General features: G+C 53.5%; 21 protein-coding genes and 1 pseudogene. 9 read left to right on the forward strand and 13 right to left on the reverse strand.

Translation table 11 applies throughout. The annotated features are described in order from the left end of the window. Nucleotides 1-2: 2 nt before the first annotated feature. From A936_RS17985 to A936_RS18005, 5 genes are all read right to left on the reverse strand, one after another. Nucleotides 3-272 (reverse strand): nickel-sensing transcriptional repressor NcrB, encoded by a 270-nt coding sequence (locus A936_RS17985; RefSeq protein ID WP_004196355.1) that lies wholly within the window; start codon nt 270-272, stop codon nt 3-5. A gap of 105 nt (nt 273-377) precedes the next feature. Then, a complete protein-coding gene (gene ncrA / locus A936_RS17990) occupies nt 378-1676 on the reverse strand; it encodes a nickel resistance membrane nickel efflux protein NcrA (RefSeq protein ID WP_004196314.1) in 1299 nt (432 codons plus the stop codon). A 233-nt stretch (nt 1677-1909) separates the two neighbouring features. Continuing rightward, nucleotides 1910-2668, reverse strand: a complete 759-nt coding sequence (locus A936_RS17995) for a hypothetical protein (protein WP_004196325.1) — start codon at nt 2666-2668, stop codon at nt 1910-1912. A gap of 53 nt (nt 2669-2721) precedes the next feature. Next, nucleotides 2722-3642: a methyltransferase domain-containing protein gene (locus A936_RS18000; protein ID WP_004196315.1), complete on the reverse strand. Its 921-nt coding sequence runs from the start codon at nt 3640-3642 to the stop codon at nt 2722-2724. A 62-nt stretch (nt 3643-3704) separates the two neighbouring features. Further along, a complete protein-coding gene (locus A936_RS18005) occupies nt 3705-4076 on the reverse strand; it encodes a hypothetical protein (protein WP_004196359.1) in 372 nt (123 codons plus the stop codon). 400 nt (nt 4077-4476) lie between these two features. On the opposite strand from A936_RS18005, the gene A936_RS18010 reads away from it, so the two are divergent. Further along, on the forward strand, nt 4477-5400 hold the full coding sequence (locus A936_RS18010) for a chromate resistance protein ChrB domain-containing protein (RefSeq protein WP_008460269.1): 924 nt from the start codon (nt 4477-4479) through the stop codon (nt 5398-5400). Then, a complete protein-coding gene (gene chrA, locus A936_RS18015) occupies nt 5357-6733 on the forward strand; it encodes a chromate efflux transporter (protein ID WP_004196363.1) in 1377 nt (458 codons plus the stop codon). The genes A936_RS18010 and chrA overlap by 44 nt, the downstream gene beginning before the upstream one ends. A 30-nt stretch (nt 6734-6763) precedes the next feature. Here chrA and A936_RS18020 read toward each other — a convergent pair whose 3' ends face one another. The 4 genes and pseudogenes from A936_RS18020 to ydfV form a co-directional block, all read right to left on the reverse strand. Beyond that, entirely contained in the window at nt 6764-7453 is a 690-nt protein-coding gene (locus A936_RS18020) for a hypothetical protein (protein WP_004196322.1), read from the reverse strand. Between the two features lie 13 nt (nt 7454-7466). Then, nucleotides 7467-8204, reverse strand: a complete 738-nt coding sequence (locus A936_RS18025) for a HupE/UreJ family protein (protein ID WP_008460272.1) — start codon at nt 8202-8204, stop codon at nt 7467-7469. Nucleotides 8205-8247: 43 nt separating this feature from the next. Further along, the gene (locus A936_RS22985; protein WP_009651956.1) at nt 8248-8613 is read right to left on the reverse strand and encodes a hypothetical protein; all 366 of its coding nucleotides are present in this window, start codon (nt 8611-8613) and stop codon (nt 8248-8250) included. 127 nt (nt 8614-8740) lie between these two features. Next, nucleotides 8741-8839 (reverse strand): annotated as a pseudogene (ydfV, locus tag A936_RS23805) (protein YdfV); the annotation flags it as partial. Between the two features lie 24 nt (nt 8840-8863). Here ydfV and relB point away from each other — a divergent pair. Further along, on the forward strand, nt 8864-9103 hold the full coding sequence (gene relB, locus A936_RS18035) for a type II toxin-antitoxin system antitoxin RelB (RefSeq protein WP_004196370.1): 240 nt from the start codon (nt 8864-8866) through the stop codon (nt 9101-9103). Beyond that, nucleotides 9103-9390, forward strand: a complete 288-nt coding sequence (gene relE, locus A936_RS18040; RefSeq protein ID WP_000323025.1) for a type II toxin-antitoxin system mRNA interferase RelE — start codon at nt 9103-9105, stop codon at nt 9388-9390. Before relB ends, relE begins: the two co-directional genes overlap by 1 nt. 229 nt (nt 9391-9619) lie before the next feature. Here the strand turns inward: relE and apt are convergent, their stop codons facing one another. Beyond that, nucleotides 9620-10171, reverse strand: a complete 552-nt coding sequence (gene apt / locus A936_RS18045) for an adenine phosphoribosyltransferase (RefSeq protein WP_008460281.1) — start codon at nt 10169-10171, stop codon at nt 9620-9622. Nucleotides 10172-10322: 151 nt separating this feature from the next. Further along, nucleotides 10323-10700 (reverse strand): DUF454 family protein, encoded by a 378-nt coding sequence (locus A936_RS18050; protein ID WP_008460284.1) that lies wholly within the window; start codon nt 10698-10700, stop codon nt 10323-10325. A 35-nt stretch (nt 10701-10735) separates the two neighbouring features. On the opposite strand from A936_RS18050, the gene priC reads away from it, so the two are divergent. Together priC and rsmS are read left to right on the forward strand one after the other, a co-directional pair. Further along, on the forward strand, nt 10736-11272 hold the full coding sequence (gene priC / locus A936_RS18055) for a primosomal replication protein PriC (RefSeq protein WP_008460286.1): 537 nt from the start codon (nt 10736-10738) through the stop codon (nt 11270-11272). A 20-nt stretch (nt 11273-11292) separates the two neighbouring features. Next, the gene (gene rsmS / locus A936_RS22990; protein ID WP_008460289.1) at nt 11293-11460 is read left to right on the forward strand and encodes a pleiotropic regulatory protein RsmS; all 168 of its coding nucleotides are present in this window, start codon (nt 11293-11295) and stop codon (nt 11458-11460) included. On the opposite strand, the gene mscK is transcribed toward rsmS, so the two are convergent. Both mscK and acrR read right to left on the reverse strand, forming a co-directional pair. Then, complete coding sequence (gene mscK, locus A936_RS18060) at nt 11457-14837, reverse strand: mechanosensitive channel MscK (protein ID WP_008460290.1); 3381 nt, start codon at nt 14835-14837, stop codon at nt 11457-11459. The two genes, rsmS and mscK, sit on opposite strands and share 4 nt — an antisense overlap. Before the next feature lie 150 nt (nt 14838-14987). Then, the gene (gene acrR / locus A936_RS18065; protein ID WP_008460292.1) at nt 14988-15626 is read right to left on the reverse strand and encodes a multidrug efflux transporter transcriptional repressor AcrR; all 639 of its coding nucleotides are present in this window, start codon (nt 15624-15626) and stop codon (nt 14988-14990) included. Between the two features lie 143 nt (nt 15627-15769). Here acrR and A936_RS18070 point away from each other — a divergent pair, with 143 nt between their 5' ends. The 3 genes from A936_RS18070 (at nt 15770) to tomB (ending at nt 21080) form a co-directional block, all read left to right on the forward strand. After that, a complete protein-coding gene (locus A936_RS18070) occupies nt 15770-16969 on the forward strand; it encodes an efflux RND transporter periplasmic adaptor subunit (protein WP_008460293.1) in 1200 nt (399 codons plus the stop codon). Nucleotides 16970-16991: 22 nt separating this feature from the next. Then, nucleotides 16992-20141, forward strand: coding sequence for a multidrug efflux RND transporter permease subunit AcrB (gene acrB / locus A936_RS18075; protein ID WP_008460295.1), 3150 nt, complete (start codon nt 16992-16994; stop codon nt 20139-20141). Nucleotides 20142-20705: 564 nt separating this feature from the next. Continuing rightward, nucleotides 20706-21080 carry an Hha toxicity modulator TomB gene (gene tomB, locus A936_RS18080; RefSeq protein WP_008460297.1) on the forward strand — a complete coding sequence of 125 codons (375 nt, stop codon included), beginning with the start codon at nt 20706-20708 and terminating at the stop codon, nt 21078-21080. The last annotated feature ends 7 nt before the right edge of the window (nt 21081-21087 follow it).

Raw genomic sequence — 21087 nt, forward strand, 5'->3', positions numbered from 1 at the left:
CCTTAAAGATATTTAGTTATCTCTTTAAATTCGCTAAGCGTCTTATCAGACTCCGTGTGGTCAGCATGAAGGGCATCCTCCAGGCAGTGATCCAGATGGTCATGAATTAAGGTACGCTTCGCATTCGTTATCGCCTTTTCCACAGCGTGCAGTTGCTGGGCGATATCCAGACATGCTTTCTCATCTTCGAGCATCTGGATGGTACTTTTCAGGTGCCCTGCGGCACGTTTAAGTCTTTTAATAATGTCAGGGTGTGATGCATGAACGGTCATGGTTTATCCTCTCCAGGTGGAAGGGATAAGATAATGTGTATCAACGCCATGGTCACACTTTTTATCGGCTTATCCTCTCCTGATACGTTGTCTTTTTTTGGGAAATTACTTCTCTTTCTTCGGCCAGGACGGATGTTCATCGTCAATGACGAAATCATGCTCATGGGTCGATTCGTTGTTTGTTTCCGGGTCTTTGTGGCTGTGAACCTGAGCGTACACTTCATGCTCAGGACGCCAGATAAGTACGGCGGTGACCAGCGACAATGTTGCCACAACAGTCAGGGCGATGAATGAAGCCTGTGTCCCCCATGCCGCACCAACCCATCCGGCCAGCGGATAAGTCACCAGCCAGCATGAATGTGACAGTGCAAACTGGGCGGCAAACAGCGCCGGTCTGTCTTCCGCTGTTGACGAACGGCGCAGCAGGCGACCACCCGGTGTCTGAGAAAGTGAATAGCCCACCCCCAGCAGTGCCCAGAGCACAACCAGCGTGATGTAATCCTTCAGGAAAATGCCTGACCCCAGGCCAATGACTAAAAGCGCCGTACCTGCAAGCATCGGCATACGGTCGCTCATGTTGTCGAGGAGTCTGGGGAGAACCAGGGCCGATACCATGGACCCCACGCCGAAGAAGGCCAGCGCAATAGCGGTAGACCGCTGTGAGAAACCAAAGTCCGCCTGAACCAGAACGACGGTGTTGACGATAACCATTGCACTCGCTGCCGCTACGGCCATGTTGAGTGCCAGCAGGCCGCGCAGTCTGGGCGTTTTCAGGAAGATGCGCATACCTCGTGTAGTTTTGTCATAGATGCTGCGTTTGACCGTTAACGCTTTCATCTTCGGCAGTGTCACGGAAACAACCAGAGCTGCTGAAGCAAGGAACCCGACTGCCGTACCGGCAAACAGGTTGTGGAAACTCATGACCGTCAGCAGTGCAGCCGCCAGCATAGGGCTGATGACGCTTTCAAGATCGTAGGCCAGACGTGACAGAGACAGCGCCCGGGTATATTCACGTTCGTCAGGAAGAATATCCGGGATAGTTGCCTGGAAAGTAGGCGTAAACGCCGCCGAGGCAGCCTGAAGAATGAAGATCAGGATGTAGATTTCCCATATCTGGGTGACAAAAGGCAGCGTGATAGCCACGAGAGCGCGAACCAGGTCCAGTGTTACCAGCATGGTGCGACGCGGGAATTTATCGGCAAAAGCCGCCGCCACGGGCGCAACAAGAATATAGGCGCTCATTTTGATAGCCAGCGCGGTACCCAGCACTGCCCCGGCTCTGTCACCTGCGAGATCGTAGGCCAGTAACCCTAACGCAACGGTCGCCAGACCGGTGCCAATAAGGGCGATAACCTGTGCCATAAACAGGTGGCGATAGGTACGATTAGAAAGAATGTTGAGCATCAGGAAATCTCTTGGTTTGAAATCACATCCCCCCCAGGGGGATATTCAAAGCATAGAGGGACCTGAAAAAAATGACAAGCTTTATCCGGGTGAGGAGGATACTGATTCGTCTGTTATCTTGGATGTTAAATAAAAAAGCTTCAGGTATCCCAGCGTTATACCTGAAGCAGCATAAAAAGTGTCGAAGGTGTTATCGCCGCTTCCCTGCGCAGCCCCTCCTGACGAGAAGGGAATTAACTCAGTTGTCCCAGACAGGTTTTCAGGCTCAACCGGGTGGCTTCAATATCACTATGGATAATGGTGCACCAGTCATCACGGTTAGCCCGAATGACCTCCAGCCAGTTATTCAGTGCCTGATTAAACGCCATGGTTTTCTCGCGCTGCGGCCAGCTCATCTGGTTAGTGCTGTAAATGTCCTGCCCTGGCTGCGGCATTAGTACGGTTTGCTGCGTCGACATCCGGGAAGTCACCGGCCAGGTATCAGAGTTGCCATCCCAGGAAGGCATCACCGGGAAACCCGCTCCGCGCAAGGCCATATCCCAGGTGGCATCAAACAGGTATGTTTTGCCCTGTAGCTCAAAAGCCACAGTGTCATGAAATCCCTGTGTTTGCGGCAAAATTGCCAGAATATCCGCAGGTACAGGCAAATCAGCCCAGTCAAACCGCACCAGCTTTCGCTTTGCCGTAATGCCACCATCGGTCAGCAGTCGTTCGGCAGCAGCGGCTTTATGACGGCAGTCGCCAAAGCCCTGCTGAAACAGACTCATGCTTTCGCCATTCCATGCACCGAGCTGATAGGGTATCCGCCTGACCAGCTCAAAAATGGCTCTTCGCAGTTCAGTTGAGCCAGGTTTAAGCCCGAGCGACTGCAAAACCCAGCCCGGCGTTATCGCCTCTTGTTGATTGCGGCGGGTGTTTATTTTTTGCCATGTTTCACTGACTTTTTCAGCCAGAGAGGCTGCCAGGGTTTCCCCCGGCAGTAATGTTGTCATCAGCAACGCTCCTGTGGTGGTGAGAAAATGTCTGCGCGTCAACATATCGGGCGTTACACCTCTACGTTGCGACGAAGCGCCGACATAACCAGTGATTCACAGACCACTTCTTCATCCTCTGCCCGCTTTACGCCGGGGAAGACCATCTGACTTACCGGGGACGAACGAAGCCGGTGATAACGGGCAATCGCGCCATTCATTCCTCCCATTTGCTTACGTCTGACCAGCCGCAGTCCGTGCTCCCAGGCGACTTCATCCATCGCGCTCGCCAGAACAGGGTCATGGTTGAAGATCAGGACGCCATCCTCTTTCAGCAGGCGTGCAGCGCTGCGAAGGAAAGCCGTGTAATCCTGTTCGAAATAGGCCGCTGCCTGGGAGTAGATAATATCGACCTCACCTGCCTGAACACCTCTGTTTTCCAGCGCTCCCAGCCCGGCTGCTGTCACGTAAGGATGCTCAGTCACGCCTTTTGGCAGCGATGCATGCCACGGTGTGAGATTAGTGAAGTGCAGGAATACGCTTTCCCCAAGTTGCTCCCTGAACTCCCCGGAAAGCCCGGAAATCGTCGCCTGATGGCCGGCACATTCCTCAGCGCGAAAACCCGCCCAGGCGGCACCAATTTCCAGGAAGGTGACTTTCCCGTTTTTGTGGTGAATGTTTTTCGCATAGTGGGCGATGTCGAACCCAATTTCTCGCGCCAGGCGAAATGAACCGCCGCTGGATGTCCAGGGGCCATCAAAGCCAAAGGCAAGGATCGCTTTGAGCATCGAGCCCGTTTCCTGATGCATCATTTTCAGGAACGGAATGACTTTACGCCGTGAAGGAACCGGGACATTCGGACGCATTTTTTTGGCCTGAAGGTCGCGATTAACGCCCATGCAGAGCGTCTGCCAGTGCAGGGGATCAACACGATAATTGAGTGCAGTGAAATTACGCGCAATCTCTCGACGCGCCTGGATAGAGTCTTTATACATAGCCTCTCCGCTAAATCTGAAGTTGATTAAAGCCGGGCAGCAAAAACTGCCGGTAACAGCGATCAGATCTGGCGGATGCTGGGAGGACGGTAAATGATGTCCGTGGCCTTAACCGGGCTACGAAGATCGGCAAGCGGCAACCATCTGTCTGTTACAGGAGAGAGGGAAATCTCTACAGAGGGCGGCTGCTCAGGGGTTTCATGGAAATGGTCTGTCTGATGATGGCCTGCGTGGCCAGACTGAGGGATATCCGAATCGTGAGAGTGATCCTGCATTGACATGGTGACTTCTGCGTCATGCAGATTCATCTCGTAGCCTGTCAGGCCGTTTGTACCGTGCGACGCAAACGTCACCATCGACGACATCATCATGCCAATGGCCATGATGACGATCATCAGAACATAACGGGGCGAACGTTTAAACATCGGGTACATCGCTGATTGCTTTCCTCAATAGACAATGACAACGGTATAAAAAGATTAGCATCCCCCCGGGGAGGATGTAAGGGCTGGAATGTAAAGTCTTGTATTGGCGATATGAATAAAAAGGCCCGCATAATGCATCAGCGACCGGGGCGACCAGAATATAAGCAAGCATCTTCATTGCCAGCGCCGTTCCCGACTCCCCCTGCCCTGTCGCCCGCCAGCAGGCCCAGTGCAACGGTAGCAAGACCGGTACCGATAAGAGCAATTATGAGCACCATAAAAAGATAGCGATATGTACGGTTAGAAAGACTGAAAATATGTAGCAATCTCTACCATATGTATTAATCTCTACACTATGAAACTACATATCCTTATTCTGACACTGCCCACTGAGCAGGCCACATTACGTATGCGTGTCTGGCGGGCATTAAAAAATACCGGTGCCGCCATGCTGCGCGACGGCGTTTATCTGTTGCCTGAAGCGCAACAGAGCCATGAGATTTTTAACGAGATGAGTCGTGAAATCAGCGGTGAGGGAGGAACGGCCTTTGTTTTTGACGCAGAGACTTCCGACGAAGAGAAAATTCGCCCGTTATTCGATCGCTCTCAGCAGTACCTGATCCTGATGGAGAGCCTTCAGGTTTGTAAAAACGACCTTAATGAGGAAACCGCGGTCAGCCAACTGAAGATGGTAAGAAAACTTCGTCGCGAGCTGGATCGGATTGTGGCGATTGATTTCTTTCCTGGTGAAGCGCAGGCGCAGGCCATTTTTGCCTTGTCAGAACTGGAAGCTGGCATTAACAGGTTCATCTCTCCCGGAGAGCCTCATGCCGTCAGTGGCTTGCTGACACGGCTGAAGCCTGAGGATTTTCATAACAGGATCTGGGCTACGCGTCGCCGGCCATGGATTGACAGGCTTGCCAGCGCCTGGCTTATACGGCGTTTTATCGACCAGGATGCGCAGTTTCTCTGGCTTAAGGATGGCAACGATTGCCCGGAAGAGGCGGTGGGGTTTGATTTTGATGGCGCGACCTTCAGCCACATCGACAATCGTGTGACCTTTGAAGTGCTGATGGTCCGCTTCGGGCTGACGGGGGATGCCCTGAATGGTCTGGGGATGCTTGTGCATTACCTTGATGTTGGCGGGGTTCAGCCCCCCGAAGCCGCTGGCGTTGAAAGTGTACTGGCAGGATTGCGTGAAAGCATTACGGATGATGACACATTACTCACAGCGGCCTGTTCGCTGTTTGACGGTCTGTTAACGACGTTTGAAATGAGGTCCGGCCATGATGAACAAAACGGAGTTGCTGACGCTGGCAGAGGAAAACGTTAAGCCCAAGCCGGTCCCCCTGAAGGAGGCGTTCTGGTTCTGGATGAAGCTGGGTTTTATCAGCTTTGGCGGTCCTGCCGGACAGATTGCGATCATGCATCAGGAACTGGTCGAGAACCGGCGCTGGATTTCCGAGTCCCGTTTTCTCCACGCACTCAATTTCTGTATGGTGCTGCCCGGTCCGGAAGCTCAGCAACTTGCCACCTACATTGGCTGGCTGATGCACAGGACCTTGGGCGGAGTGATAGCGGGTTTGTTATTTATCCTTCCCTCACTTTTTATTCTTATCGCGTTGTCGTGGATCTATATCGCCTGGGGAGACGTTGCCATTATTGCCGGTATCTTTTACGGCATTAAACCCGCCGTGGCGGCAATCGTGCTGCAGGCGGCGCATCGCATCGGCTCCCGTGCGCTGAAACACGGTGCCCACTGGGCCATAGCTGCTGCGGCTTTTGTGGCCGTTTTCGCCCTGAACGTTCCTTTTCCCGTCATCGTTATTTCAGCAGCGATAACTGGCTTTATCGGCGGACGCATCGCGCCGGAAAAATTTCACAGCGGCAGCGGGCATAACAAACAGGAGAAAGCCGCCGTTGATGCTGCGGTTATTGACGATCATACGCCCGTACCGGCGCATGCCCTGTTCAGCTGGGCGAAACTGTTAAGGATTGTGGCAGCGGGTGCACTGCTCTGGCTTATTCCCATGACGGTGCTGACGCTGGGGCTGGGCTGGGCGCATCCGGTGACGCAGATGGGCTGGTTCTTTACCAAGGCTGCGCTCCTTACCTTCGGTGGGGCCTACGCCGTCCTGCCATACGTTTATCAGGGTGCTGTCGTCAATTTTGGCTGGCTGACTGCCGGGCAGATGATGGACGGGCTGGCGCTGGGAGAAACCACGCCCGGCCCGCTGATTATGGTGGTCACGTTTGTCGGATTTGTGGGCGGGTATACCCATGCCGTTTTTGGCGCGGATATGCTGTTTGTCGGCGGCGCCGTTGCCGCCTGCATGGTGACCTGGTTTACCTTTCTCCCGTCCTTCATTTTCGTGCTGGCAGGCGGGCCGTTTATCGAAACGACCCACAACAAGGCGGGTTTCACGGCACCTTTAACCGCCATCACAGCGGCCGTAGTGGGCGTCATTGTTAATCTGGGGCTGTTTTTTATCTGGCATACCGTATGGCCGGAAGGCGCAAAGGGAGGGATCGATATCCCTGCCGCCCTGATTGCCGTCGCCGCTGCGTTTGCGCTTTTCAGATTAAAATGGAAGGTTACGCACGTTATTGCCATGGCGGCTCTCGCCGGGCTGATACTCCGCCTGACCGGGCTGTCAGCTGTGTGAAAAGGGGCAGGTTATCCTGCCCCTGATTTATCAGATAACCCGTTTGATGTTCAGGTAGTCGCCGGTTGTATCAAGCTGGATCGTGATGGTCTCAGAACCACGATTTCGCCAGAACCAGCCATGTTTACCCTCGAACGCGGCCTGTAAAACGCCGTCTCCGGATGTGATCTGCCGGGCTTTACCATAGCCATGGTAGAAGCCTTTCGGGGCGTTGACCGGATCGCCGTGCGCATCCACGTTTACCGGTCCGGAACTTGTCCACTGATAGGTCACGCGGGCATCTTTGCGCATTTCCAGTTTAACTTCAGCAGCTTCGTTAGGCTTCAGGGTGATGAGCATCTGATGACGTTGCGAGCCAGCCGATGGTACTTCCGGCGCGCGCGTGGTCGCCGGAACGCTCAGCTCCGGGTAGGTGTTCTGCGTTATTGCCGGAGGATTATCCGGGATCGGTCGCTCATTAACTGGCGCAGCCAGCTGTCCTTGCTGAACAGCGCTGGCCTGATTATCGGCATCAGCTTCTTCGGCAAGCTGCGTTTTGATTTCTCCCATCTGCTTAAGCCCCAGTAAACGACCCACGCCAGTAGGATCAATGCCGTATTCCGAAGGCATGACGACGGTGATCAGCAGCGTCAGCGCCACGATGGCGGCGAGGATAGTGGACTGCATCAGTTTGATGGCAGAAGGTAATTCTGCGCGTGTTGGTAAATCAGTGTTGTACATTGTTTTGTCTCCCTCAGGCTAAAATGTAGCCACAAAGCTGGTAACTCATTAACAGAAATCCCGCGCTCATCATCACCACATTGGCGGTATAAGCGTGTCGGAAAAAGCTCGCCGTTTGCCGCCAGTAGCTCATAACGATCAGGATGGCGCTCAGCGCGAGCAGCTGGCCGATCTCAACGCCAATGTTGAAGGCAATCAGGTTGACAAACAGGCCATCGGGAGAGATTTCGAATTCCTGGATTTTGGTTGCCAGACCAAAACCGTGGAAGAATCCAAAGATGAGCGTCGCAAGCTTCGTGTTGGGCTGAACGCCAAACCAGCGCTGGAATGCCCCGAGGTTATCAAGCGCTTTATAGACCACGGACAGCCCGATAATGGCGTCAATAAGGTAAGCACTGACGCTGATATCAAAGAAGGTGCCGATGAGCAGCGTCGTTGAATGCCCGATAGCGAACAGGCTAACGTACAGCCCGATATCACGCATTTTGTAGAGAAAGAAAATCACCCCGAACAGAAACAGCAGATGATCGTAACCGGTCACCATGTGCTTCGCGCCAAGGTAGATAAACGGGATGATGTTCACCCCGGTGATTTCCTGGATGTACCCTTTGTCGCCTTCCGCCACGCCGTGCGCATACGCGCCCTGGCTGTAGAAAAGCAGTAACAACAGGAAAAACAGACAAGCCGAACGCGCCTGAGCTGAAAGCAGGCGAGCGCTCAACCGGCCCTGTGTATCAAGGCTGGTATACATAAAAATCCTTACATGTTGAATAATAACGAATTAGCAGAAGTTATTACGCAGACAGGATTCTCGGAGGGCGTTCGGGGGTGGACTGCGGCATTTGCAGTATTTGTTCTGAACTCAACGCATATATCACCCGCATGCCCGGATTCCATGCGTGCAGAGTAGGCAGAGCAAAGAGTTTATTCAGATCGTGGGAATGATCGGCATTGAGGTGATGCACGCTACCGTGGGAGTGAAACAACAATGGATCGTGCTCATTCAGTGGTTCATCGCTGTCGTGTTGATGGTCACTGATGGACGTTGTTTCCTGAACGCTGTATGCAGCCTGTGGCTTTGCCATAAACGAACTGCTCAGCACGGCAACAGCCATGATGATAAGCACGATTCTGGAAATGACTTCACGGCTGATAAACACAGTTAACGGCATCCTGATGATACAAAGTAACAACGTGCGTAATGTATCCGCTATGCTGGCTTGATTTCAATAGTTGTTTTGAGTTTGGTTTTGTCTGAAATGTTCAACAAATCCTGCCGTCCACTTCTGGCACAAAGCGGACAGTGATCACCGTTCTTACGACTACTTTCTGACTTACTTCGTGACTTGCCCTAAGCATGTTGTAGTGCGATACTTGTAATGACATTTGTAATTACAAGGGGTGTAAGACATGGGTAGCATTAACCTACGTATTGACGATGAACTTAAAGCGCGTTCTTACGCCGCGCTTGAAAAAATGGGCGTAACTCCTTCTGAAGCGCTTCGTCTCATGCTCGAGTATATCGCTGACAATGAACGCTTGCCGTTCAAACAGACACTCCTGAGTGATGAAGATGCTGAACTTGTGGAGATAGTGAAAGAACGACTTTGTAATCCTAAGCCAGTACGTGTGACGCTGGATGAACTCTGATGGCGTATTTTCTGGATTTTGACGAGCGGGCACTAAAGGAATGGCGAAAGCTGGGCTCGACGGTACGTGAACAGTTGAAAAAGAAGCTGGTTGAAGTACTTGAGTCACCCCGGATTGAAGCAAACAAGCTCCGTGGTATGCCTGATTGTTACAAGATTAAGCTCCGGTCTTCAGGCTATCGCCTTGTATACCAGGTTATAGACGAGAAAGTTGTCGTTTTCGTGATTTCTGTTGGGAAAAGAGAACGCTCGGAAGTATATAGCGAGGCGGTCAAACGCATTCTCTGAACCAAAGCATGACATCTCTGTTTCGCACCGAAGGTGACACTTCTGCTTTGCGTTGACAGGCTTGTGATATCTGACTGGATATTGACGCTTTAAAAGCATTCTCTTCGCCTCAAAAAAGCAAAGGATATGAACTTTTGGCTTGCCCAAACGCCTAAAAACCACGTTTTTTGGGCGTTTGTCTCTAAACTAAAGCCCCGCCCGCTGGGCGAGGCCTGTAGGTCGAAGAAGCTTAGTGGCCCGGGAAAGGCACCAGGCAGAAGCTTTTCACGCCCATGTTTTCCAGACGCTGCTCGCCGCCGAGGTCAAACAGGTTGATAACGAAAGCGGCATCAGTCACTTCCCCACCGAGGCGGCGAATCAGTTTCACCGTCGCTTCAATGGTCCCGCCTGTAGCCAGCAGATCGTCCACGACCAGCACTTTATCGCCCGGTTTGATGGCATCTACGTGGATTTCAAGGCTGTCGGTGCCGTATTCCAGCTCGTAGCTTTCGGCGATGGTTTCGCGCGGCAACTTACGAGGTTTGCGCACGGGAATGAACCCCACGCCCAGCTCCAGCGCAACCGGAGCACCAAACAGGAAGCCACGGGCCTCGGTGCCCACCACTTTGGTGATACCGGCGTCTTTGAAACGAGAAACTAACAGCGCAATGCTGGTGGCATATGCTTTCGGATCTTCCAGCAAGCTGGTCACGTCACGGAACAGAATTCCTGGTTTTGGGTAATCAGGAACGCTTTTAATGCTGTTTTTGAGATATTCAAGCTGCTGCGCAGTCGCGGTCATCGGTTTATGCCTGCTAAAAACATGATACTAAACAGAGTACCTGTGGGTTCAAATGTGAACCACTGGTTAACGGTTAACCAGCTGTACCCGTGCTCGAAAACGCTCGAATTTACTGGCTGGACGCGACAATTGCAACAGCTTCTGCTGCGGTTTATCGCTTTTGTTGCGCTTCATCAACCACCGGAATGCGCCACATAAAGATCAACAGCGCACAAAGTATCACCAGCAGCAAAATTCTAACCCACACTATCTTCACCAGCCATAGCGAAAGCGCGAAGGTGGCAAGAATAAACAGGATAGCTTTTGGCTTTGCACCCCGGGGCATCGCGCGGTGCGTTTGCCAGTGCTGCAGATAGCTGCCAAACCATGAACGGTACAGCAGCCAGTGGTGAAAACGCGGCGACGAGCGGGCAAAACACCACGCGGCCAGCAGCAAAAATGGCGTGGTCGGCAACAGCGGTAATATAACGCCCAGCGTCGCAAGCACTACCGCCAGCCAGCCGATGATGAGTAGAATAAGACGCTTCATGCTGTAACCTCTGACAATCCCTGGAGAGCCATTCTGTGAAAACCGCTTCGCTGTTACAAGCCCTGGAAACCCGGGTCGCCGAGCTGGCCGCCGCCGTTGAGCCGGTCGCCCTGCTTCGGGCAAGCCAGGCGCGCTTCGACCGCAAGCTTTTCCATACCCACAGCACGCAGCTGAAAGATTATCTCCAGGAAGCTCAGGCTAATCTCGCCCAGCTTCAGCTTAGCGTCAGCCACGGTAAAACGGACCAGGTGGCATTTATCGCCGAAAAGCTGGTGGCACAGATTGCCGCGCTACAGCGGGAATTGGCCACCGCGCATTTACGCCAAAGCGAGCCGCAGCAAAAGGTGCAGGAAAACCTGTACGAAAAACTGGCTACCCATCAGGATTACGAACGCAGGCTGCTGGCGATGGTGAGCGATAGAGAAAGCCAGCTTTCCCTGCAAACCACGCTTGCTGGCCAGCAAAAGCTTCAGCGAGAACTGGCCGCGCTGGAAGGCCGCCTGCAGCGCTGCCGTCAGGCGCTGACCCGCATAGAAAAAGCCATTGAAAGACGCGAGCGCGGGCTGAGTTAACCCCCAACTAAGGAGCAAGAATGTCGCTGGATAACGCCCCGGACGAGGTCAAACTGGCCGTCGATTTAATCATGCTGCTGGAGCAGCACCAGATCCCAACGGACACCGCCCTCGCGGCGCTGGACATTGTCCGTCAGGATTTTCTGCGTAAGCAGCGGGAAGCACAAACGCCTCCCGCCGGCGACTAAGGCTGGCTGGTCGGCGGCAGCAGACCGCCGTTTTTGCCTAAATCACGCTTCACTTCCGTTAGTTCATCGCCTTTTTCATTGTGCAGATGCACTTCAAGCTGGTTAAAGGCGATGTTGATATTGTTTTCACGGCAAAGTCTGTCAATGGCGCGGTTCAGCTCATCCACGGTAATGCTGCGGTCGCGTAGTTCACGGACATACAGACGCAGCTCATGGTCAAGCGTGCTGGCGCCAAACGTGGTGAAGTACACCGCCGGTTCCGGGTCGTGCATCACCCTCGGATGTTCCATCGCCGCCTTCAGCAAGATCGCTTTCACTTTATCGAGATCGGATCCATACGCCACGCCGAGCTTGATCACTACGCGGGTGATCGTGTCCGTCAGCGACCAGTTGATCAGTCGTTCGGTCACAAACGCTTTGTTCGGAATGATCACTTCTTTACGGTCAAAGTCGGTGATTGTCGTCGCACGGATGCGGATCTTACTGACGCTACCGGAGAATGTCCCGATGGTAACGGTATCGCCGATGCGGACCGGGCGTTCAAACAGGATGATCAGGCCGGAAACGAAGTTACCGAAGATCTCCTGCAAACCAAAGCCCAGGCCCACCGACAGTGCCGCCGCCAGCCACTGCAGTTTGTCCCACGACACGCCCAGCGAGCCAAACACCGTCATCGCTCCAATCACGATAATGGCGTAGTTGAGGATGGTCGTAATGGCGTAAGAGGCGCCCTGGCGCATTTTCAGCCGCGACAGAACCAGCACTTCCAGCAGGCCCGGCAAGTTTCGAATCAGCGCCCAGGCGACCATCGTCGCCACTATCGCGAACAAGATGCTGCCCATCGTAACGTTTTTCATCACCGTGGCGCCGGCTTCGCTGCCGGTGTAATGCCACAGCACGATACTGTCGAGATAGGCAAAGACGGTAATTAAATCCGACCAGATGGCGTAGAACACCACGCCGAACAGGGCGAACATCAGCAGCATGGTCAAACGCATGGTTTGCTGGTTGATCTGATCCAGCGCTAGCGGCGGCTCTTCGACCGGCTCTGCGCCCTCTGCCCCCTCTTTAACCATATTCTGGCGGCGAGCCAGCGCGCGGCGGTAGGCAATACGGCGTGCCGCAACGCTCAGACCACGAATCACCGTCTGGTGAATCAGGTTCCAGATAATGACCAGATAAACTGTGTCTATCCAGCGATTAGCCAGGCGCAGCGTGGTATAGAAATAGCCGGTTGCGGTCAGCACCAGCAGCGCGACCGGCACAACGGAGAGCACCGTAATGGTCAGCAGCCGCATCGGATGGGACTCTTTGTCCCGCCAGTTGTCGCGGCACATCGGGATAACCAGGGCGGTGATCAGCAGCAGGTTAAGGAGGATCATAAACTGCCCGAGCACATCGTCCATCAGGTTCAGCGGCGACATCTCGCCGACGACAGACCAGAATAGCAGCGGCAGCAAGGCAAAGCTGATGCGCACGATTTGGCGACGATAATGACGGGTCAGGTGCTCCGGCATGTTAAACCAGATCACGGCCAGACCGCGGCTGCTCAGAATGCGCCAGGCCATGCCAAACACCAGCCAGAACAGCGCCAGCTCTTTGGCAAACGCCCACAGCAGCTCACTGATATTGAGCTGCATAAACAGCAATACCAGCCCCACCGAGAGAATGGCCATCGTCAGCGGCAGCACTTTCAGGAAGTTGAGCAAAATCGCCTTAGGCGTGTTGAGCTGGGTATCCGTGCGCAGTTGCCCGACCTCCGAGGCCAGCTTAGCCAGCTGCCTGTCGATCCACCTGTAGCGCCAGCGCAGCAGCCCGGCCAGCAGCATTAACGGCAGCGCGGTGAACAGCGACATAAACAGCCCGTCCAGCACTTTGTGCCAGCTGATATCCAGCTTCATGCCTTTGATTTGGTCGTGCAGCGCGCCCGGGAAGGATTTGATCCACTCCCAGTTCATCGGTTTGTTACTGTTCACCCAAAAGATTTGCTGGGTCAGCATTTTCTTCAAGCTGCTGCTGACGCTCATCAGCTGCTGTTGGTTAATCTGCAGGTTAATCGCCATCATCAGCTGGTTGCCCAACTGCTTGTTGAGCTGGTCCAGCAGCTCACGACGCATGTCCACCACCTGCATCAGCGCGTCGTGAACTTCGTCGTTAACCTCGTTTTTATGCCCTTCGACAATCTTGTCGACGTAGCTGTCGCTTTGGAACAGCGCATCACGCTGCTGGTTGATGTCGAACTGCTCCAGGCGCAGGTCGGCGATGCGGTTGGTGAGGTCTTCCAGGTCGTCGGCTGACGGCAGCGTTTGCTGCTGCTGATAAAGAATGCGCGACAGCAAAAGGCTGCCCTTCAGCACCGAGATTTGTTCTTTCAGATTACGCTCGGACTGTAGCGCACGATCGAGCCAGTTTTTAACGCGGATATTCCGCTGAACCAGCTCATTCCCGCTTTGAGTGGCGTTAATCAGCCGCTGGCTGAGCTGGTGGTTAACATCCAGCTCCTGACGCACCAGAGGGTTATTCTGCACCGCGCTGGCATCGGCGTCGTCCGGCGTGACGGCTTCCTGCGCCGTTTTTTCCGTCAGCGTTAAGCGCTTACTGTTAACCGCTTCCTGCAGCAGTTGAAGCGTGTGCTCAAGCTGCCCGATATTGGCGTTAGTGTAATCGCGCTGTTTTTGCAGCGCATCCTGCAAGACAGTGTTGCCTTCCAGGCTTTTCCGCTGTTGCTCAATTTGGGTATTCAACAGCGCCTGCTGCACCAGCAGCAAGTTTTGCTGGCTTGGACGGAGAGTGGCTTCCCCCGGCGTGGTGCCGTTCAGCCTGTTACGCACCTGCAGAAGCTGCTGAGAGGCGCTGTACATGGCATTCTGCACGCGCTCAGGCTGGGTTTGCAGCGACACCAGCTGACTATTCAGCGTGGATAAATCGTTGTTGGCCGACTGCAGCTGATCCAGCACGCCGGTCAGCCGGGCTTCCAGCTGGCGAAGGGAAAGCGAACCCAGCGTTTTACGCGTCGCTTCGTCATCGGCTGGCGTGCTCAGCGAATTCAGCGCGTCAGTCGCCTGCTTCAGCTTGTCCGGTGCCTGGGCAACCGTGGTTTTGAGCTGTGCCGTTTCCTGCTTCACGCGGTCGAGCTTGTCCTGCATCTCAAGCGTTTCGGTGAGATCTTTCTGGGTAAGCTTATCGTCCGGCGTCAGCGTTTTTTGCTTATTCAGCGAGTCCAGCTGCGACTGCACCTCTGCCTTTGTAGGCAAATCGCCATTGCCTGCCGCCGCCTGGGCCACAGAAAAAGGCAACAGGACGGAAACACACAAAAACAGGAAAAGAATCAATGCGGAACGGGAAGTCCGCGACAGAGCGTTGGGCTGGGTAGTCATGGTTGAGTCATTACGGTGCTGCGCATGTGAGTGCCAGCTAAAAGTAAAAGGCCACGGAAGACGCGCAGAATAACACGGCTTCAGGGCGCAGAATAGCAATCGCCCTCGGAGGAATCTCAAATGATTTATCGGGTGAATGGCAGCCGAAAGTTACGCCGGTTTGTTCAGCGTGGGGCTAAGCTGGAACATCTCCAGCAGGACGGCGACAAAGTCTGGCGCTTTAGCATGTAAATCAAAGGTTTCCGGAGCCACCAGCCAGTTCTCAATCAGCCCGGTAATGTAGCTGCGCATCAGCGTGACGGCGAGGGAAAGGCGCAGGCCTGCAGGAAGTTTCCCGGCGTCGATACAGCGCTGTAAAGCGGCTTCGATACGCTCATTTCCTTCCATATAAAGCGTGCGTCTGGCCTGCTGCAAAACTTCGAGTTCGCCCACAAACTCGCACTTGTGGAAAATGATTTCGGTCATCAGGCGCCGGCGCTCTTCTGTCACCGTTGCCTGTAGGATATAAATGAGTAATTCTCTTATCACCGAGAGTGGATCGTCTGGATATTTTGCCCGATACTCAATCTCTAAGTCACCAATACTGGATTCGGTTAGCTCCCAGATCTCACTAAACAATTCCGACTTATTTTTGAAATGCCAGTAAATTGCACCACGAGTTACCCCGGCAGCCTGCGCGATATCCGCGAGCGAAGTCGCAGAGACGCCCTGTTGTGAAAACAGGCGAATCGCAACGTCGAGGATGTGCTGGCGGGTTTCAAGCGCCTGAGCTTTAGTTTTTCGTGCCATAAGTGAGTGAATTTACTTTAGTCAGATTTACATACATTTGTGAACGTATGTACCATAGCACGACGATAATATAAACACAGCAATGGGTTTGTGGACATTTGATCCATTGAACAACTTTGAAATCGGACACTCGAGGTTTACATATGAACAAAAACAGAGGGTTTACGCCTCTGGCGGCCGTTCTGATGCTCTCAGGCAGCTTAGCGCTTACAGGATGTAACGAGAAAGAGACTCAGCAGAGTGCGCCGCACGCCCCGGAAGTGGGTGTAGTGACTCTGAAAAGCGCGCCATTGCAGATTACTACTGAGCTTCCAGGACGCACCAACGCCTTCCGCATCGCAGAAGTTCGTCCTCAGGTTAGCGGCATTATTCTGAAGCGTAACTTCACTGAAGGGAGCGACATTCAGGCCGGTGTTTCGCTGTATCAGATCGATCCTGCCACCTATCAGGCTGCCTACGACAGCGCGAAGGGTGACCTGGCGAAAGCCCAGTCCAGCGCGAATCTCGCACAGCTGACCGTCAAACGTTACCAGAAACTGCTGGGTACCAAGTACATCAGCCAGTCTGACTACGATACGGCTGCGGCCACCGCGCAGCAGGCAAACGCTGACGTCGTCGCAGCAAAAGCCGCGGTTGAAACTGCACGTATCAACCTGGCATACACCAAAGTGACCTCGCCTATCAGCGGCCGCATCGGGAAATCCGCGGTCACCGAAGGTGCGCTGGTTACCAGCGGGCAAACCACCGCCCTCGCCACCGTCCAGCAGCTTGACCCTATTTATGTGGATGTGACCCAATCCAGCGATGACTTCCTGCGCCTGAAGCAGGAGCTGGCCGACGGCAAACTGAAACAGGAAAACGGTAAAGCGAAAGTCCAACTGATGATGAACAACGGCGTCACCTATGCTCAGGAAGGCACGCTGGAATTCTCTGAAGTGACCGTTGACCAGACCACCGGGTCTATCACCCTGCGCGCTATCTTCCCTAACCCGGACAAAACCCTGCTGCCAGGGATGTTTGTTCGCGCCAAGCTGGAAGAAGGCATTAACCCGAATGCCATCCTGGTTCCGCAGCAGGGGGTCACTCGTACGCCACGCGGCGATGCCTCGGCAATGGTTGTAGGGAAGGATGACAAAGTTGAAGTTCGTCAGCTGCAAACCAGCCAGGCGATCGGCGACAAATGGCTGGTTACCGATGGGTTACAAACAGGCGATCGCGTGATTGTTACCGGCCTACAGAAAGTAAAACCGGGTGTTCAGGTAAAAGCGCAGGAAGTTGCGGAAGACAATAAAGGCCAACAGCAACCCGCCGCAGGCGCGCAGCCCGAACAACCGAAGTCTTAACTTAAACAGGAGCCGTTAAGACATGTCTAAGTTTTTTATCGATCGCCCCATCTTTGCCTGGGTAATCGCCATCATCATTATGTTGGCGGGTGCGCTTGCGATCATGAAATTGCCTATCGCGCAGTATCCAACGATCGCGCCACCGGCTATTCAGATCTCAGCCAACTACCCGGGTGCAGATGCTAAAACGGTACAGGATACCGTCACGCAGGTTATCGAACAGAACATGAACGGTATCGATGGCCTGCTGTACATGTCCTCTACCAGTGATTCCTCTGGTACCGTTCAGATAACCATTACCTTCGACTCCGGCACTGATGCCGATATCGCACAGGTTCAGGTTCAAAACAAACTGCAGCTGGCTATGCCGCTGCTGCCGCAGGAGGTGCAGCAGCAGGGTGTTAGCGTCGAGAAGTCCTCAAGTAGCTTCCTGATGGTTCTCGGTATGATCAATACCGACGGCACCATGAATCAGGACGATATCGCGGACTACGTAGGCGCGACCATCAAAGATCCGGTCAGCCGTACTCCCGGTGTCGGTGACGTTCAGCTGTTTGGTGCTCAGTACGCGATGCGTATCTGGATGGACCCGAACAAACTGAACAACTACCAGCTGACGCCGGTGGATGTGATCAATGCTATCAAGGCACAAAACGCCCAGGTCGCAGCGGGCCAGCTCGGCGGGACTCCGCCGGTCAAAGGCCAACAGCTGAACGCCTCCATCATTGCGCAGACCCGTCTGAAATCCGCAGACGAGTTCAGCAAGATCCTGATGAAGGTCAACCCGGACGGCTCTCGCGTCCTGCTGAAAGACGTAGCAAAAGTTGAGCTGGGCGGCGAAAGCTATGACGTTATCGCCCGCTATAACGGCCAGCCAGCTTCCGGCCTGGGGATTAAACTTGCCACCGGTGCTAACGCCCTGGACACGGCCGAAGCGGTACGTGCGACGGTTGAAAAACTGCAGCCGTTCTTCCCTGCTGGCCTGAAAGTTGTTTATCCGTACGACACTACGCCGTTCGTTAAAATCTCTATTAACGAAGTGGTGAAAACGCTGATCGAGGCTATCGTGCTGGTGTTCCTGGTGATGTATCTGTTCCTGCAGAACTTCCGGGCAACGCTGATCCCAACCATTGCGGTACCGGTGGTACTGCTGGGCACGTTCGCTATCCTTGCCGCCTTTGGCTACTCGATAAACACCCTGACGATGTTCGGCATGGTGCTCGCGATAGGCCTGCTGGTGGATGACGCCATCGTCGTGGTGGAGAACGTTGAGCGCGTTATGGTGGAAGAAGGACTGCCACCGAAGGAAGCCACGCGCAAATCCATGGGCCAGATTCAGGGCGCGCTGGTCGGTATCGCGATGGTACTGTCCGCGGTATTTGTCCCGATGGCGTTCTTCGGCGGCTCTACCGGCGCAATCTACCGTCAGTTCTCGATTACTATCGTTTCCGCGATGGTGCTGTCGGTGCTGGTGGCAATGATTCTGACCCCTGCGCTCTGTGCAACCATGCTTAAGCCAATCCCGAAAGGTCATCACGATGACAAGAAAGGGTTCTTCGGCTGGTTCAACAGAATGTTCGAGAAGAGCACGCATCACTACACCGACAGCGTCGGTAACATTCTGCGCAGCACCGGCCGCTATCTGGTGGTGTATTTGCTGATTGTTGTCGGCATGGCGTTTCTGTTCGTTCGTCTGCCAAGTTCGTTCCTGCCGGATGAAGACCAGGGCGTGCTGTTAGCCATGGCGCAGCTGCCGGCGGGTGCAACCCAGGAGCGTACGCAGAAAGTCCTTGATGAAGTGAACGACTACTTCCTGACCAAAGAGAAAGCCAACGTTAACTCAGTGTTTACCGTTAACGGCTTCGGCTTCTCCGGTCGTGGTCAGAATACCGGTCTGGCGTTCGTGTCGCTTAAAGACTGGAGTGAGCGCTCTGGAGAAGAGAACAAAGTTCCGGCTATTGCAGGCCGTGCGATGGGCACCTTCTCGCAGATTAAAGATGCAATGGTCTTTGCCTTTAACCTGCCGGCGATTGTCGAGCTGGGTACCGCAACCGGCTTTGACTTCCAGCTGATTGACCAGGCAAACCTTGGCCACGAGCAGCTCACTCAGGCTCGTAACCAGCTGTTCGGCATGATTGCCCAGCACCCTGACCTGCTGGTTGGCGTGCGTCCGAACGGTCTGGAAGATACACCGCAGTTCAAAATCGATATCGATCAGGAAAAAGCACAGGCGCTGGGGGTATCCATCAGCGATATCAATACCACGCTGGGCGCAGCCTGGGGCGGCAGCTACGTCAATGACTTCATCGACCGTGGCCGCGTGAAGAAAGTGTACGTCATGGCCGAAGCGCCATACCGTATGCTGCCAAGCGACATCGGTAACTGGTACGTGCGTGGCTCTTCCGGCCAGATGGTACCGTTCTCCGCGTTCTCTACCTCACGCTGGGAATACGGCTCACCGCGTCTGGAACGTTACAATGGCTTGCCGTCCATGGAAATTCTTGGCCAGGCAGCACCGGGTAAAAGTACCGGTGAAGCAATGGACATGATGGAACAGCTTGCGTCGAAATTGCCAACCGGCATTGGCTTTGACTGGACGGGCATGTCCTACCAGGAACGCCTGTCCGGCAACCAGGCCCCTGCCCTGTACGCCATCTCGCTGATTGTGGTGTTCCTGTGTCTGGCGGCGCTGTATGAGAGCTGGTCAATTCCGTTCTCGGTCATGCTGGTTGTTCCGCTTGGCGTATTCGGTGCCCTACTGGCGGCAACGATGCGTGGCCTCACCAACGACGTTTACTTCCAGGTTGGCCTGCTAACAACCATTGGTTTGTCGGCGAAGAACGCGATACTTATCGTTGAATTCGCCAAAGATCTGATGGAGAAAGAAGGCAAAGGTCTGATTGAAGCGACGCTGGAAGCCGTGCGTATGCGTCTGCGTCCGATTCTGATGACTTCTCTGGCGTTTATCCTCGGGGTAATGCCGCTGGTTATCAGTACCGGTGCGGGCAGTGGCGCGCAGAACGCCGTAGGTACCGGTGTAATGGGCGGTATGGTGACCGCGACCGTGCTGGCTATCTTCTTCGTGCCGGTGTTCTTCGTGGTGGTACGCCGCCGCTTTAGCCGCAAGAGTGAAGATATTGAACATGCGCATGCGGTAGAGCATCACCAGTAAGCCGTTCAATCACATAACAAAAGGCCGCGTAATGCGGCCTTTTTTATGAATACAGAAACCGGTTTCAGTATTGTTAATTCAGATTTCTTATTTCCACATTCACTTCTCTCTTCCGCATTATCTTCAACATAAATGCCGCCTCATTTCGGAAAAAATAACGCTTAAATGCTCGTTAATCCATGATTAACGAAACAACAAAAACCGAAGTGTTACATTTATTTGGGAATATTCTTACAAATTAACGCCTGATTTTTAGCCGGATACAGAATAGTCTTATAGATGGATTAACCAGCTGAAAGTTATAAATATTACCGATTATGGGTTAATGACTGCCTGAGAATTTAAGTTAAAATTCATACTAAAGTTTTAATTCACATTTAGTAACGTATTCTCCTTTTTTAACTTAATTGTAATTTTTCGTTAGAGCCGCATGAAATCCAGGCAATATTGATTTATAGTTACAGCACATGTAATAATCGTGGCAACAGTTCTTCACCTCTTCAGGTGTGTCCACCCCAACCCGTTGTGTTTATCATTTGGTTTACCGATAAAAGGGGCAGCACTATGGACGAATACTCACCAAAGCGGCACGACATCGCGCAGCTTAAGTTCCTCTGTGAGAGTCTGTATCACGATTGTCTGACCAATCTTGGTGAGAGCAATCATGGGTGGGTTAATGATCCTACGTCGGCCATTAATCTGCAGTTGAATGAATTGATTGAGCACATTGCAGCATCGGCGCTTAATTATAAGATTAAGTATCCAGATGAGAGCAAATTGATTGAACAGATTGATGAATACCTGGACGATACTTTCATGTTATTTAGCAATTACGGCATTAACGCACAGGACTTGCAGCGGTGGCGTAAATCAGGGAATCGCTTGTTCAGATGTTTCATCAGTGAGAGTCGCGCTAACCCAGTAAGCCACTCGTTCTAAAAATATT

This window comes from Enterobacter sp. Ag1 (genome assembly GCA_000277545.1).
In the GTDB taxonomy this organism is placed as follows: Bacteria; Pseudomonadota; Gammaproteobacteria; order Enterobacterales; family Enterobacteriaceae; genus Cedecea.

Bases quoted from the DNA above. Each gene is read 5' to 3' on its own strand.
- A936_RS18020 (WP_004196322.1), bottom strand. From the start codon at position 7,453: ATGTACAACACTGATTTACCAACACGCGCAGAATTACCTTCTGCCATC.
- mscK (WP_008460290.1), bottom strand. From the start codon at position 14,837: ATGACTACCCAGCCCAACGCTCTGTCGCGGACTTCCCGTTCCGCATTG.
- relE (WP_000323025.1), top strand. From the start codon at position 9,103: ATGGCGTATTTTCTGGATTTTGACGAGCGGGCACTAAAGGAATGGCGA.
- rsmS (WP_008460289.1), top strand. From the start codon at position 11,293: ATGTCGCTGGATAACGCCCCGGACGAGGTCAAACTGGCCGTCGATTTA.
- relB (WP_004196370.1), top strand. From the start codon at position 8,864: ATGGGTAGCATTAACCTACGTATTGACGATGAACTTAAAGCGCGTTCT.
- ncrA (WP_004196314.1), bottom strand. From the start codon at position 1,676: ATGCTCAACATTCTTTCTAATCGTACCTATCGCCACCTGTTTATGGCA.
- A936_RS18000 (WP_004196315.1), bottom strand. From the start codon at position 3,642: ATGTATAAAGACTCTATCCAGGCGCGTCGAGAGATTGCGCGTAATTTC.
- A936_RS18070 (WP_008460293.1), top strand. From the start codon at position 15,770: ATGAACAAAAACAGAGGGTTTACGCCTCTGGCGGCCGTTCTGATGCTC.
- A936_RS17995 (WP_004196325.1), bottom strand. From the start codon at position 2,668: ATGACAACATTACTGCCGGGGGAAACCCTGGCAGCCTCTCTGGCTGAA.
- A936_RS18050 (WP_008460284.1), bottom strand. From the start codon at position 10,700: ATGAAGCGTCTTATTCTACTCATCATCGGCTGGCTGGCGGTAGTGCTT.
- tomB (WP_008460297.1), top strand. From the start codon at position 20,706: ATGGACGAATACTCACCAAAGCGGCACGACATCGCGCAGCTTAAGTTC.
- A936_RS18025 (WP_008460272.1), bottom strand. From the start codon at position 8,204: ATGTATACCAGCCTTGATACACAGGGCCGGTTGAGCGCTCGCCTGCTT.
- A936_RS18010 (WP_008460269.1), top strand. From the start codon at position 4,477: ATGCGTGTCTGGCGGGCATTAAAAAATACCGGTGCCGCCATGCTGCGC.
- A936_RS18005 (WP_004196359.1), bottom strand. From the start codon at position 4,076: ATGTACCCGATGTTTAAACGTTCGCCCCGTTATGTTCTGATGATCGTC.
- acrR (WP_008460292.1), bottom strand. From the start codon at position 15,626: ATGGCACGAAAAACTAAAGCTCAGGCGCTTGAAACCCGCCAGCACATC.
- acrB (WP_008460295.1), top strand. From the start codon at position 16,992: ATGTCTAAGTTTTTTATCGATCGCCCCATCTTTGCCTGGGTAATCGCC.
- chrA (WP_004196363.1), top strand. From the start codon at position 5,357: ATGAACAAAACGGAGTTGCTGACGCTGGCAGAGGAAAACGTTAAGCCC.
- A936_RS17985 (WP_004196355.1), bottom strand. From the start codon at position 272: ATGACCGTTCATGCATCACACCCTGACATTATTAAAAGACTTAAACGT.
- apt (WP_008460281.1), bottom strand. From the start codon at position 10,171: ATGACCGCGACTGCGCAGCAGCTTGAATATCTCAAAAACAGCATTAAA.